At 38.6% G+C, this 13,895-nt stretch carries 17 protein-coding genes; 3 read left to right on the top strand and 14 right to left on the bottom strand.

Annotated elements, in window-relative coordinates; translation table 11 throughout:
* Positions 1–36: 36 nt before the first annotated feature.
* The 8 genes from PI85_RS02475 to PI85_RS02440 all read right to left on the bottom strand — a co-directional run bounded on the left by PI85_RS02475 (position 37) and on the right by PI85_RS02440 (position 6,828).
* Positions 37–807, bottom strand: coding sequence for an alpha/beta hydrolase (locus tag PI85_RS02475; protein ID WP_036121327.1), 771 nt, complete (start codon positions 805–807; stop codon positions 37–39).
* Positions 804–1,604: an ABC transporter ATP-binding protein gene (locus PI85_RS02470; protein ID WP_036121328.1), complete on the bottom strand. Its 801-nt coding sequence runs from the start codon at positions 1,602–1,604 to the stop codon at positions 804–806. Before PI85_RS02470 ends, PI85_RS02475 begins: the two co-directional genes overlap by 4 nt.
* Before the next feature lie 11 nt (positions 1,605–1,615).
* Positions 1,616–2,611, bottom strand: coding sequence for an iron ABC transporter permease (locus PI85_RS02465; protein WP_008175314.1), 996 nt, complete (start codon positions 2,609–2,611; stop codon positions 1,616–1,618).
* A 28-nt stretch (positions 2,612–2,639) separates the two neighbouring features.
* Complete coding sequence (locus PI85_RS02460) at positions 2,640–3,647, bottom strand: iron ABC transporter permease (RefSeq protein WP_036121330.1); 1,008 nt, start codon at positions 3,645–3,647, stop codon at positions 2,640–2,642.
* 104 nt (positions 3,648–3,751) lie between these two features.
* The gene (locus PI85_RS02455) at positions 3,752–4,732 is read right to left on the bottom strand and encodes an ABC transporter substrate-binding protein (RefSeq protein WP_036121332.1); all 981 of its coding nucleotides are present in this window, start codon (positions 4,730–4,732) and stop codon (positions 3,752–3,754) included.
* A gap of 204 nt (positions 4,733–4,936) precedes the next feature.
* Positions 4,937–5,767: an AraC family transcriptional regulator gene (locus tag PI85_RS02450; RefSeq protein ID WP_036121334.1), complete on the bottom strand. Its 831-nt coding sequence runs from the start codon at positions 5,765–5,767 to the stop codon at positions 4,937–4,939.
* A 10-nt stretch (positions 5,768–5,777) separates the two neighbouring features.
* Complete coding sequence (locus tag PI85_RS02445; RefSeq protein WP_036121337.1) at positions 5,778–6,242, bottom strand: DinB family protein; 465 nt, start codon at positions 6,240–6,242, stop codon at positions 5,778–5,780.
* A gap of 16 nt (positions 6,243–6,258) precedes the next feature.
* A complete protein-coding gene (locus PI85_RS02440; protein WP_036121340.1) occupies positions 6,259–6,828 on the bottom strand; it encodes a nucleotidyltransferase family protein in 570 nt (189 codons plus the stop codon).
* Between the two features lie 109 nt (positions 6,829–6,937).
* Between PI85_RS02440 and PI85_RS02435 the strand changes: the two genes are divergently transcribed.
* Positions 6,938–7,732, top strand: a complete 795-nt coding sequence (locus PI85_RS02435; protein WP_036121343.1) for a sulfite exporter TauE/SafE family protein — start codon at positions 6,938–6,940, stop codon at positions 7,730–7,732.
* On the opposite strand, the gene PI85_RS02430 is transcribed toward PI85_RS02435, so the two are convergent.
* A complete protein-coding gene (locus tag PI85_RS02430) occupies positions 7,725–8,093 on the bottom strand; it encodes a DUF4440 domain-containing protein (protein WP_036121346.1) in 369 nt (122 codons plus the stop codon). The genes PI85_RS02435 and PI85_RS02430 overlap by 8 nt on opposite strands.
* 137 nt (positions 8,094–8,230) lie before the next feature.
* On the opposite strand from PI85_RS02430, the gene PI85_RS02425 reads away from it, so the two are divergent.
* Positions 8,231–8,716: an SRPBCC family protein gene (locus PI85_RS02425; RefSeq protein ID WP_036121350.1), complete on the top strand. Its 486-nt coding sequence runs from the start codon at positions 8,231–8,233 to the stop codon at positions 8,714–8,716.
* Between the two features lie 97 nt (positions 8,717–8,813).
* Here PI85_RS02425 and PI85_RS02420 read toward each other — a convergent pair whose 3' ends face one another.
* The 5 genes from PI85_RS02420 to PI85_RS02400 all read right to left on the bottom strand — a co-directional run bounded on the left by PI85_RS02420 (position 8,814) and on the right by PI85_RS02400 (position 13,533).
* Positions 8,814–9,575: a hypothetical protein gene (locus tag PI85_RS02420; RefSeq protein ID WP_036121353.1), complete on the bottom strand. Its 762-nt coding sequence runs from the start codon at positions 9,573–9,575 to the stop codon at positions 8,814–8,816.
* Positions 9,576–9,647: 72 nt separating this feature from the next.
* Positions 9,648–11,276, bottom strand: coding sequence for a ribosomal protection-like ABC-F family protein (gene abc-f / locus PI85_RS02415; protein WP_036127417.1), 1,629 nt, complete (start codon positions 11,274–11,276; stop codon positions 9,648–9,650).
* Positions 11,277–11,639: 363 nt separating this feature from the next.
* A complete protein-coding gene (locus PI85_RS02410) occupies positions 11,640–12,002 on the bottom strand; it encodes a hypothetical protein (RefSeq protein ID WP_036121356.1) in 363 nt (120 codons plus the stop codon).
* Positions 12,003–12,205: 203 nt separating this feature from the next.
* Complete coding sequence (locus tag PI85_RS02405; RefSeq protein ID WP_036121358.1) at positions 12,206–12,718, bottom strand: DNA-deoxyinosine glycosylase; 513 nt, start codon at positions 12,716–12,718, stop codon at positions 12,206–12,208.
* Positions 12,719–12,738: 20 nt separating this feature from the next.
* Positions 12,739–13,533 carry a DUF2268 domain-containing protein gene (locus PI85_RS02400; protein ID WP_036121360.1) on the bottom strand — a complete coding sequence of 265 codons (795 nt, stop codon included), beginning with the start codon at positions 13,531–13,533 and terminating at the stop codon, positions 12,739–12,741.
* A gap of 105 nt (positions 13,534–13,638) precedes the next feature.
* On the opposite strand from PI85_RS02400, the gene PI85_RS02395 reads away from it, so the two are divergent.
* A complete protein-coding gene (locus PI85_RS02395; RefSeq protein ID WP_036121362.1) occupies positions 13,639–13,890 on the top strand; it encodes a hypothetical protein in 252 nt (83 codons plus the stop codon).
* The last annotated feature ends 5 nt before the right edge of the window (positions 13,891–13,895 follow it).

The raw sequence follows: 13,895 nt of genomic DNA, 5'->3' as shown, positions 1-13,895 counted from the left end.
AAAAAACGCATTACCCGTAGATAATGCGGCTATTATTTATTCATTTTTAAAAGCAAAACGTATGGCTCTACTCATAACAGTGGGCACAATAGATGCATGATTTTCGTTTAAAGCTTCATAAAAATCAACCTTCATTATTTTTTCAAGCATTGTTGCCATTTGTCGTGCATCATCTACCATAAAGGTTTCCAGTTCACCAGCACTAATAAACAATGTTTCCTTCATAGCCTGATGCTCATTTAAAAATACTGAGGCACATGGGACTAATTCATGCTCATTCCACCAGATGGAGGGACTGATAGCCAGGTAATGTTGAAAGCTTGTTTGATGGTGAAATAATTGCCAAAGTGTAAAATAACCCGCTAATGAATGACCAAATATCGATTGCTGTGCTTTATTTACTGGATAGTTGGCTTCAATCGTTGGCTTTAGTTCTTCTTCTAGGAATCGACTAAAGTTTACTGCCCCACCAAGCTTTTCATGCCCTTTACCTTTAAATCTTGCGGGATAAATATACGTCTCTGCTGGTGCCGTAAAATCATAAAATCGTCGTTCACGCATATCTTCACCATGCCCGATACCAACAACAATGGATGGTAAAATACCCGTTTTTGGCGCATTACGACTTTGCAATCGAACTGCTTCCTTAACAAGAGAAAAATAAGAAGAACCATCCAATACATAGATGACAGGAAAGCCTTCTGTTGGCGCTTCCTCATTGGGTACATAGACGTTAATCTCATACGTATAGTCTGCCCATTTTGAAGTCATTTGCTGTGTTGAGTAATCTATTTCTGTTCGATTCATTTGTTTTCCTCCTTCAATATGTCATAGCCATAACATACAGGTGTATTCGTTGCCGGATCTTCCATAATACGTGCATCAATGTTAAAGACTTGGCGCATCACTTCTGCAATCAAAATTTCCTGTGGTGTTCCAGTTTGCATGATAACACCCTTTCGCATGGCGATAAGATGATCTGAATACCTAGCAGCATGATTAATATCATGAAGAACCATGACGATTGTACATTGATGCTGTTCATTTAAATTTTTCACGATATCCAGTACTTCCAACTGGTGGGCCATATCTAAATAAGTAGTGGGCTCATCAAGTAACAATATATTTGTTTCCTGTGCCAATGCCATAGCAAGCCATACACGCTGACGCTGTCCCCCAGAAAGCTGTGCCAGCTCTCGATTTCGATATTCCATCGTATTGGTGACCGTTAACGCCCACTCAATCATTTCTTCATCCTTATTTGTTAAACGATTGACATTGTTGCGATGTGGATATCGGCCATAAGCAATTAGCTCCTCAACTTTTAATTGCCCTGGTGCGATGGGTGTCTGTGATAATATTGCTAGCTTCTGTGCAATATCCTTTGTCGATAAATTTTGCATATTTTGCTCCTGCAAGTATACCGTGCCCTGTTGTTTTTTTAAAATTCGTCCTATCGTTTTGAGAAGCGTTGATTTACCACAGCCGTTCGGTCCGATAATTGTTGTGACCTTGCCCTCTTCAATCGTTAAATTTAACCCTTCAAATACTCGAACCTGCTCATAACCCGAAGCCAAATTTTCCATTCTAAATGCAGTTTGCATACCGTTTCCTCCTATGCCTTAGATTTTACAAGTAAATACAAGAAATATGGAATTCCTATAATCGACACTACTATTCCAACAGCCAGCTCTGATGGTGCGAATACCGTTTTGCCGATAAAATCAGCTAGGATTAACAAGCCTGCACCTATCAATGCACTTACTGGCATGACATAACGGTGCTGAATACCAACAAGCTGCTTAGCGATATGTGGCGCCATTAAGCCAATAAAACCAATACTTCCTGATACAGATACGCAGGCACTAACTAGTCCCACACTGGCTAATAACAGCTTCATTTTCTCTTTTTCAACAGCAATCCCTAAACTTGTGATGCTATCCTCTTCCAGCTGAAAATAATCAAGTAAATACGATTTTCTATGCACATAAATTCCTAATATTAAAAGCCAAGGTAACATAGTAAGAGCAAAAATCCAATTCGCATTGTAAATGGAGCCTGCCATCCAAATGGCTGCGGATTCAAAATCCTGCGCACTCATTTTTAGGGATAAAAACAATGATAAAGCGCCAAATCCACTGTTAATGGCAATCCCAGTTAATATTAATCGCTGCATATCGAGATGACCATTTTTCAAAGCAAATGTAAAAATCAATATAGCCGCAATTGTTCCACCAATAAAACCGAACAATGGCATCATTAAAATAGATAGCCAGCTGTTCATATCTGCGCTCACTAATTTTAACTGAAAGAAAAACATAAAAATTACGACCGCGGCACCAGCTCCTGCATTAATCCCTAATATGCCTGGATCTGCAAGCCCATTGCGCGTAATACCTTGTAAAACAACTCCAGCCATTCCTAAACCAATACCAACGAGTCCGGCTATGACAATCCGTGGTAAGCGGAATTCAAAAATAACAAGATCAAATTTTGGATTAGAGTCAATACGCAATAATGTTTTTATGACATCCATCACAGACATGTCAAAAACGCCATTTGTAATATGTAGATAACTTGCAACTAAAATTAAAAGTAAAAGCATCGACATAGTCAAAAAGAATACACTTGAGGTATGTTTACGCACGTTTTTCACCTCCGTGCTTACGAACTAAATATAAGAAGAATGGTACGCCAACTAATGCTGTTAATACTCCAATTGGCGTTTCGAACGGATAATTGACAAAACGGCTAAGGACATCACAAAGCGCCAAGAAAAAGGCACCAATAACCGCTGCACAAGGGATGATATAGCGATAATCCACCCCAACAAGGAAACGAGTAATATGCGGAATAACTAACCCTACAAAGGCTATTTTTCCAACGAGAGCGACTGCTGTCCCTGTCAGGCATACGACAGCTAACATACTAATAATCCGTACTGCTCTCGTTTTTTGACCTAGTCCCATTGCAATATCCTCACCTAGCGAGGTAATCGTAATGGCCCTCGCACATAATAAGGCCAAAAATAATCCAGTTAATCCAAATGGAATTGAAAGCATCAGCATATCCATATCTACCATATGTACTTTAGTGTTATACCAAGCACTGACTGTTTGTGATACTTGGAAATACATCGCGATTGCTGTAGCTATACTGCTTAAAAATGTCCCAATAACGGTTCCAATAATAGCCAACCTTACTGGTGATAAGCCATTTCGAATTAATGAGCCAAAGCCAAAAACAATGCCCGCACCCAGTGCAGAACCTAGCATTGACAATAAAATCATCTGATAATTGGGCAGTCCTGGGAAAAAGACAATAGCTAATGTGATAACAAATGCAGAGCCATCGTTGACACCCATCAATGACGGAGATGCTAAATAGTTTCGTGTAATTCCCTGCATAACTGCACCCGCAACTGCCAAAAATGCTCCAACTAACAATACTGCGGCTATTCTAGGAATACGTCCTGTTCGTATAATTTGGTGATCAACATTGGAAGGATCAAATGCTGATATTGCCTGCCACACAGTGATTACACTAATATCCTTTGTTCCATACATAACAGAAACAAGTGCCACAAGGGCAATAAGGAAAGGAGATACCGCTAATATTGAAAATGACACTATGTTTGTTTTTTTCAACTTTCACACCTTTTTCTATACCATTTTCTTATCCAAACTTCTACTGAACAAAAGGCCGGTAATAGCCCGGTGATATCACCAAATCTACTACCAGCCTGTGTATACTATTTAAGTAATTTTTCAGCTGCTGCATCTAAGAATTTAACCTTAGACCAAGCCGTACCACCTTGTGCTAATGGGTCAATTGTATTGACATAAATTTCATTATTTTGTGATGCCTTTAAACTAGTGAAAATTGGATTTTTTTGTAGCTCCTCTAAAGCCTTTGGAGTATCCTTATTTTCTGATTCCTCAAATTGAAGGAAAATAGCATCTGGATTTACTTGAGCTAGTGTTTCCAGCGATAATTCAGCTTGCGCTTTAGCTGTCGTAACTACCTCTGGAACTGGTGCACCTAAATCCTCATATAAAACAGGATTTAAATAAACACCAGCCGGATAAATGTACATAACGCCACCACGAACACGAATGATTAACACTTGTTTATCAGCTAATTGCTCTTTTGATTTCACCTGTGCATCAGCAACTTTTGCCTCATAGTCAGAGATGATTTTTTTAGCATCATCTTCTTTACCAGCTAGCTGTGCAAGCACTGTCAAATTTTCTTTCCAGTTTGTTGAAATATGTGAGTAAGGAATCATTGTTTGAATTTTTTTCAACTTTTCAGCCGTTTCTTCAGGGAATTTTGAAGTACCCACAATGACATCTGGATCCAAATTAAGAATGGCTTCTGCATTCGGCTCCATTTTATTTCCTACAAGTGTAGCACCTTCAAAATCTGATGCTAGATATGCTGGCACTTTACCACCCACTTCAAGTACACCTACTGGCTTAATTCCTAGCATTGCAGCGTCTTCCATAGATTCAAGACTCGCAGCGACAATATTTTTCACTTCTGCTGGAAGCTCATATTTCTCACCTAAGTAAGTTATTGTCTGTGTCTTAGTTTGCTCTGTCTGTGATTCTGTTGCACTTGTTTCAGCCGTATTATTTGTTGATGTAGACTCCTCCGCCTTATCTGTTCCACATGCAGCTAATGATAGTGCTAAAAGTGCTGGCGCACACATTTTAAAATATTTATTCATAGATATTCTCTCCTAACGAGCTCATATTGATAATGATAATCGTTTTCATATGTATGTCAATATATAATTGATACTCATTATCATTTACGGATACTATCCTAACAAAGTGAAAATAGATTGTGAATGGACGATTTCGAAAATGACATGGACTTTTGCCGATTTAATCAATAAAAAAACTGTTTCTTTTTTATAAGAAACAGTCATTTATACGTATTTGGCTTCCTCTATTTTTAATTTTCGATAGGCTGAAGGCGATAAACCTGTACACTTTTTAAATACCCTACTAAAATAAAAACAGTCTATATAGCCAACACATTCTGCAATTTCAGCTACAGGGATTCCACCATACTCTAGTAAGTCCTTTGCTCGTCTTATCCGGTATTCCGTTATATATGTGCTTGGATTCATGCCTGTATGTTGCTCAAATAAATAGGCAAATCGACGTCGTTCAATTTCAAATTCACTAGAAATATTTGATACCGAAAGCTGCTCCGCGTAGTGCTCATGTATATACTGTAAAGCCTGCTCCATCATTTCATTAGCATTATCCAGAACCTTCACTTTTGCCGCTATAAGAATGTGTTCCAGCAAATTCATGAATAATGTCTTAGACTTAAATACCGCCATACTCCCTGGAAAGGAATAGCTTTCTACCAATTGCTGAACTTGGGTAATAATTTGCGTATTATGGCCTGTTTTAATAAGAAAGTGTTGTTGAGCTAGTGGATAAAGTGCCGCCTCATCCATAGGTAGATTATAATGAACTACAGCATATTCCCAAACCTTCTGGCTCGTTACGTTCACTTCAATTGGCATTTGAGAACCGGCATGCACTATTACTCCTGGTTCCATTACATAAGGCGTTCCATTCAAGCTAAAAATAGCACTGCCTGCAAGCGGCACAATAATTCCACACTTTTCTGGTGCAGTAGTTCTCCCTAAATCAACTTCTCCCGGCTCCATTCTTTTCGTAAAGACATCGGTAAATTTTACAGATGCTTGTGCAAAGTAATCTATTAAATACTTGATATCCATGTGCTAGCTCCTATATATGTAAAACGCTCTGAATTTGTGAAAAATGATGTAAATCATGGTCAATTAACCCGCCAAAATAATCCGCAACCGTTATGTTAGACTGCCCAATACTGAACGACTGGTGCCATTGCTCATCTGTCAATTGTTGAATAGTCTGTAGCAATTGACGCCTTGTCAAAACAAATTCAGTAATCGTTTTTTCTAAATGCTGTTCACGACTTTTTTCAGCTGCCTTCGTGTTCATATGCTCGATATCTGGCCCTTTTGGTAAAGATGTATTTATAAATAAATAAGGTATTCGATGTTCTAATACAAATGTATCCCATGGGGTAAGATGTCCTATCACCTCTGCAACCGACCATTTTCCAGATTTAATTGGCATACGCCATTGCCCCTCAGATAAATTCCTCATATTCTTTACCCAAATAAGAGATTGTTCATAGTGTTTAATAATCGACTTTTTGTCTCGCAGCATTGGATTTGCCCTCCGATTACTGTAGATTGATTTCTAATTTCGGCCATCTTAAATGCCACTGTTTAGAAGTAATTCTTTGGCGATATATCGCATATCTTTCTTTATTTTCAAGGAAAAACGGGGTTGGTTCTATTATGCCAGCACCTAAATGGTGAATACCATATGGTGCAGCTACTTGTAGCCGACCTTTCGTTAATTTAATACCGATAGCAGTTGGGATTTCAGGAAAATGAGAGATTCCATCTAAGGAAGAGTGATATGGATTACTCCTATTTATGACGTGCATCCTTGCCTGATTTTTGACCGACCAAGGCTCGTCCTTACAAATCTTCCACAGCTCCTGCTCATAATGCTTCTCTTTTTCTTCTGTTAAATTGGATGAATCATAATAGATCACATCAATATCAGCTACTGGTGTTCGATCTTCTTTCTCATAAATATAATCCCATACTTTTGAACGAATGAATCCTGCACATATCCAACAATCAGGGAGCTGTACTTTTTCAACAGCTTCTAAAACATTCATCATCCAATCGTCTGCTGCTATTAGACTTATTAATTCTTTCTCAGTTTGTAGCAATCTCATCTTAGCCCTCCAAAAGATAAAATAAATTTATAAATACTCAAAAATAATATATTAGATTTATACATTAAAACCATTTACCCTAAAGCTATTCAAGTGAGGAGAGTAGCTTATGAAAAAAATTTTACTGGTATCGTTCTTTGTACTCCTTAGTTTGGTGGGGCTTTACTATGCAAAAATTTCTTTGACCCTCATATGTATTGGTATTATAGCTGCCTTTATCGGTACACTTGCGGGAGGTGGAGGACTGATCACACTTCCTGCAATGATGCTGGTCGGCATTCCCATTCAGACTAGTATTGCGACAAATAAATTTTCAACTGGTATATCGGCTTTATCTAGCATTTTTTATTTACTGTACCATAAGGAGCTACACTTGAAAGCTATTTTAAAATACATCACTATTGCAGGTATTGGAGGGGTTGGTGGTGCACTTCTGGCTGTGTCACTATCTGAAAAAGCTATGAATTTTACAGCCTGTATCCTACTGATTTTTGCATTAGTCGTCACTTTAAAAAATAAGGCTTGGACTAACACTGTGAATCATACAGAGCATACAACGTCTTCCCTTTGGCAGCCCTTTTTTATCGCTATGTATGATGGTGGCTTTGGCCCTGGTTCTTCAATTTTTAGTATTTTATATTATTTGCGTTGCCAGCACACTTACATAAAAGCTGTACAACTCACTCGTGCACTGCTTTTTGGGAGTTGTGCAGGAGCTTTTATTGTTTTTTATCAAACTGGTTTTATTCAATGGCACTATGCCATTGCCATGGCATTAGGCTCTATCCTAGGCTCTCAATTAGGCCTCCTAGTGCTGCCACATATTCCAATAAAAATAGCCAAACTACTCCTACCTGTCATTATTTCATTGTTGATTATTCAGATGCTATGGAAAATCATTTAATATTGCCACTCAAATGTTCATGAATTAACTTCCATTCACCATTCATCAACGTGAAAATATTTGTCGCTCTACCGCTACCTGATACAAATCTTCCATTATGATAGCCTTCATAGTGATATGTATAAAGACAGGTAGCTGTCTTTTCATCAACGGTTAGCCATGCTATATCAGTCGCTGAATAGACCTCTTTTTGAATTACATTCCATGCGTGATTGAAGTAAGCACCAATTTCCTCTGTAGTCGTACATGTTTTATCCGAAAACCAATATACAGCCTGTGGATGCAAAATAACCTTTACTTCATTAAAATCATGCGTATTTGTTGCTTGGATATAACGTTCTAATGCTTGTTTATGTGTCATATTCTCGCCTCCTTTTTAACAATATTATCCCATATCTACCTTCTTATAAAAAATGTATTTATGTGATGTTCTCCTTTGAACAGTTCATAAAGAACACCTATAATAAGGACAAAATCACATAAAAAACGGAGGATACTATGCTAGCTTCTATTGAAGAACAATCCAATCACCATGTTGCTATATTTAAACGCCCGCTCCCTCATGCGATAGAGGTTGTTTGGGCAGCAATTACTAATAATGACAAGCTGCAAAAGTGGATGAGTAATTTAGAAATCATCGATCTTCGTAACAATGGTAAGATTCATTTTAATATGAACGATGGAACAGATGCCTATGAAACAATAGGCATTACTGATTATGCAGAGAATGAAACTCTCGAATTTGATTGGGGTACGGATACTGTACGATTCGAACTTTCTTCTACTGACCAGGGCACATTACTACTATTAGTGGAGACACTTCAAGCTTTAACGGAGCATACGCCAAAGGATTTAGCAGGATGGCATATATGTCTGGACTTGCTGGCTGATCTGCTAGATGGTCAGGAACGGCTAACCTTCCCAATGGAGAGTTGGCAACAGCGATTCCATGACTACAAGGACCTTGTAGATTCCGTAAAGTAAACGACTAAAAAAATCCTAGAGTACAATTGACGTGCACCTCCAATTGTTAGATGCGTCTAATAATCGGGGTCACGTCACAATGACTCTAGGGTTTTTATTATTGGTAAAACGCTGTAGCTATTTCTATGGCCTTTAGAGGGTCCTTTATGGAATCGAGTGTATACACAAGCTTTTCATCCTGCCAAACGATTAAATTGCCTGTCTGATAAACGTCCAATTGAGCCATGCCATACTGCTTTGGAATAGGGAGCATATGACTTTCTAAATATTCTACTACCTGCTTTGCAAGCTTAACACCTGCATCTGGATTTTCTGTTCGGGTATGTGTAGCAATTGCCCAACGTCCTTCATTCCATCCAGTCCATAAGGAACCGGCTCCTGCATTTTGGTAACCTTTAATATTGTAACCAAGATCCACTTTTCGCCCACCATTTTGATTAAAATTATCAAACGCTATTTGAGTGCTAGCACCTTCTGCATTATTGTATTGCTTAACGAGCAATCGCCCTATGACGGTTGCTGATTTCTTTAATCGAATATCATTAATAGGTATATTCTCTTTACTTTCATAAAAGACAATTTCCACCTGATTCCCTTCAGTCCTTGTAGTAGCTGATAAAAAAGCACCCTCTGGAATAGGTAAAGTTGTTGGCATTTTTATGGTGAAATCAGCATGTATTTGATCCTTGATTTGTTGCAGGACCTCTGTTTGTTCCATTGCTGTTCCATTATTATGATGATTAGCTTGTTCTACAGGTATTTGGGTCTCACTTTCATATGCTTGTTGATTTTCTTCACGATTTGCACAGGCACCTATAAAGCAAATACTCAAAAAAAGGAGAAATAGCATTCTTTTCATTCGTGTGAACCTCCATCTATTAATTTCCTTCTCTCGGTATTTTTCCCTAGTAAAAACTAACTTAAACGTTTGCTATTTTAGCTCGTTAATTCGCTTCGTCAGCTCATTAAATTTTTCATCGAGCTTGGCGTAATCCTTATCCTTAGCTGTGAGAAAGCTTAGTTTCCCTAATATTTCTTGCCGCTCCGTTTCTAGTTTTAAACGAAGTGTCATTACATCCTCGTCCTGCTTAACCTCTTTTCTCCATTTTTTCTCTATCTGTTGACCATGAACCTCCCAAACACTATTCGTTACCTTATCCAGAAAGTAGCGATCGTGTGAGACAACAAGTAATGTTCCATTGTATTGGGCAAGCGTTTGCTCTAACTGCTCACGAGAAGGCAGGTCAAGATGATTCGTTGGCTCATCTAAAATAAGAACGTTCTTGTCTGCTACTATATATGCCATCAGTTTACATTTTACACGCTCACCCATGCTCATCTCCCCAATCGAAGATGTCCAATGTGTAGAAGTAAAGCCTAGATTTTTCATGAGATTGCGAACTTTCCCTCGCTCTTCAAACGTTTCTTGATAAAAATACTGCTCTGGTGTCTGATCAAGCGGTAGGTCAAAGACTTCTTGTGTTAAATAACCAATGTTGGCAGCCGGAGATACCCATACTTCACCTTCAGCCTTTAATTGACCTAAAATGACTTTTAAAAAACTTGTTTTTCCACTACCATTTGTGCCCGTGACAGCAATTTTATCTCCAAATTGCGCAGTGACGTTCACATCCTTAAACAGCAATCTGTCGTCGAATCGTAAGGAAACATTTTTGGTCTCTAAAAAACGTTTACCGACACGTTGATTGGTTCCTAAAGAAAAGCGTATTTCTGATTCAGGCTTCACAGCTTCGACCTTTGCCTTCTCAAGCTCAGCTTCTAATCGCTTTTTCTTAGATTTCACCTGGGAATCAAGACGCTTTGCTTTCACACGGTGATATTCCTTAAAACCTTCTAGCTTGGTAGACTGAGCATGGCCCTTTTGAGACCATGCTGTTAGTTCCTGCATCTGTGCCTCAATACGCTCAATATTTTTTTGCTGCTTGTCGTATGCACGTTGTTGTGTTAATCTTCGATGCTCTCTTTCAGCCATATAGTTTGAATAATTTCCGTTATGTTCAATAAGCTTCTTGTCCTCAATCGACCAGATTTTCGTCGCTACGCTATCTAAAAAGTAACGATCATGTGAGACAACAATAATCGTTCCCTTATAGTTTTGTACTTGTTTAATCAAAAATGTGGTACTCTGTTCGTCTAAATGATTGGTTGGTTCATCCAGCATTAGAATTTGAGCACCCTGCGAAAAACCTTCTGCCAGGCGCATTTTCAGTTTTTCTCCACCACTTAATGCTTCAAATGGCAGATTGGGCACCTTCCATTTAGATAGCAAATCTGCCTCTCTAGCCGTTATTTCCATCCTAGTAAAATGAGCTAGTTCCTGCTCTACAATTGCCGTTTTTACTGTTTCTAGCCCTTTTATTTCTCCTGTAGTAGGCACCAGCATCCCTCGTATGAATTGAAGCAATGTGGATTTTCCAGCACCATTTCTACCAATAATGCCGATTACCTCACCTTGCTTTACGGTAGCGGTCACATGCTCAAATAGGAATGTATCCTTTATTTCAAAACTAATATCCTGTAATTTTAAAAGCTCCTTCATACTATCCATCCTCTCCAGTTGGAGGACTAAAAAAATCCCTCCAAGTATTTTGGAAGGATTAGTCACCGCTACATATACACAAATTAACTGTTGAAACAGCTATATTTGTTACTCCATTACTTATTTTAGACATCGTAAAATAAGCTTCTGGAATAGCGTTATATTGGCCTATTAAGACCAATACAAGCGTTAATTATGGAAAATGGGCAGACTAATCCTATTTTTATTGTTGGTGAAATTTAAATTAAATTTCATCTGTAAAAAATAAGATTAGTTATTCATTAGCCACCCATCGTCCCTTCATCTTTTATTACCGTCATTGTAACACCATTTTTTTGAAAATGAAACTTTCTTTGCGCGACATTATCTGAAACATTCAAATGAACGAATTTGATTTCTCGTTATCGTACGGAAATACCAGCCATACCGACTACTCCAACGAAAGCCAGCAATGAATTCTCTTCCTATAACAGTTGGGAAAAACCAAAAGCTCCTACCTGTATTCAACCAAATAAAGGTGTTTCTAAATAGGCAGGATCGAATACCACTTGATCCTTCTCGCCGTGCAGGCACTGGTGGCGAAAAGCCTGGTGGTGCACTCATTGGCATTTGTCCTGCCGGAGGCGGACCAAAATTAGGTGGACCAAATGGCGGTGTTTCAAAATTATCATCGCCACCCCAGCCAGGTCTTCTAAAATTATCTTCTCTAAATGGATTATTGTACACACAAGCCCTCCTTTTACATAATTCAATATATGTAATCGGGCATTTAACCGTTGAGCCATTGCCTACCTAGGTGAAGATAATAGCAGCGTATTTTCCCTCATGCTATAACCTCTGGCAGCACATCTTAGTAAAGTCTAGGTATGCTTCTCATCGTAAGAGTATGGCTCTGATTATGTACAAAACAATGGTGGAATGACCGCAAACTATTGAGATAAATATGACTGCATAATTCCCCAATCCTCTACTTTTTCGTCAAAGGATTTAATATTTTTCCCTGGTATCGGACTCGTTGACGGCATTTTTTTATAAGCTCGTCCAGCTAAAAGCTCTAATCCAATATGCTTGTTAAAAACATCGAATGCCTTCGCCCCATTAAAGAGTACTAACTCGATGTTCGGGTAGCTTTGAAAAAGAGTTTGAAAATCATTTGGCTTTTCATTACGAATCGCCGCATCTAGGCTCCCTTTTCTCTCACAGGCTTCAATTGTGTCCCAAAGTCCGATTGCATGCTTTCTTAATAAAGCCATTCTCTCACCATAATCGTCAGGAACTTCAATATGCAATAGCTCACCAATGATGGGCCAAAAGTGATTGCGTGGATTACCGTAGTACTGCTGTTTTTCTAATGACTGTTTTCCTGGCATGGAGCCAACAATTAGCACCTTTGTGGATGAATCTACAACGGGTAATAATACATTTTTTACTTCACTAGACACAACAATCACTCTCCTTTTCTCTATTGTAGCGGAAAATCAGATCCGGCAAGTATATCTTGGCTTGGTACTAATAAAGGAAGCTGGGATGAATGATTCCTCACATACGACCGAACAATTTCATAGCCTATACAATAGCCTATCCACGGTGGAAGCTCTCCACCATATAAAAATGGTCGATGCTTTTCCAATCCCAGAAGCTGTAGGTTTGGCAAAAACTGAGATTTCCATAGTTTTATAACCTTCTCGATCGTATAGTCAGTTAACCACGGTGCTAGCCATTGATCTCCGTAAAGTTCTTTCACTGCACATTCTGCTAAACCCTCTAGTATAAGTGAATCCAATAAAGTCATTTCGACTAAAGACTTTTTAAGATAATGTAAACGGCAAACATGGTTATATTCATGGGCGAGTAATGCTTGAAGCTCCTGTTTTTCTACTTCTCCCACAAATAAAAAAAGCGAATGAGGATACGCCACACCATTTTTGTTAGTGATAGTTTGTTGTCGGGTAATTGGAAATATATATATAGGTATAGTTGGACCATCCCACTTCTTCTGTAAGTACATAAACTCCTGCTCCACACAGCCCCACACATTCATCTGTTTCAGTCTCTCTAGATGAATCTCTTCCTCTGATAAAAAAAGACCCTGCTGCTGTAATTCGAAGTGTATTTCCTCTGGATATCCCTCTTGAAATAGTTTAACCAAACGATCACATAGAATCGAACACTGCAAGCTATATAGCTCATCACTGCTCTTAGATTTTCTGGCTAATTCATACTCCTCAAGCCACTTATCTGTAGACTCAACTGCCACGTCATCACCTCTTGATAGTATATGTGATGAATAGACAATCGGCTAAAGATAAATGCATTAATTAGCATATATTAGCTTGTAATGAAGTAGAAAGGAGGGATATTTGTGAATCCAACTGATGCTTACAATATTTGTTGTAAATATCACGGTAAACGAGTTCGAATTTCGGATACATCTGGTAGAGTACATGTTGGGGAAATCACGAGGGTAGACAGAAGACAGGTATGGATTCTACCTGATAGAAGATATGGTGGTTACGGTCTAGGCTTTTGGGGATATGGTGGAGGAGGATTTGGCGTTGGCATTGCACTAGGAACTGTTCTAGGTATTGCACTAGCTCCAATTATTTTCTTCTAGGTTAT

This window comes from Lysinibacillus sp. A1 (assembly GCF_000801965.1).
In the GTDB taxonomy this organism is placed as follows: domain Bacteria; phylum Bacillota; class Bacilli; order Bacillales_A; family Planococcaceae; genus Lysinibacillus; species Lysinibacillus fusiformis.
The sequence above is the reverse complement of the archived record's forward strand: the minus strand, read 5'-3'. Positions and strand labels throughout refer to the sequence as shown.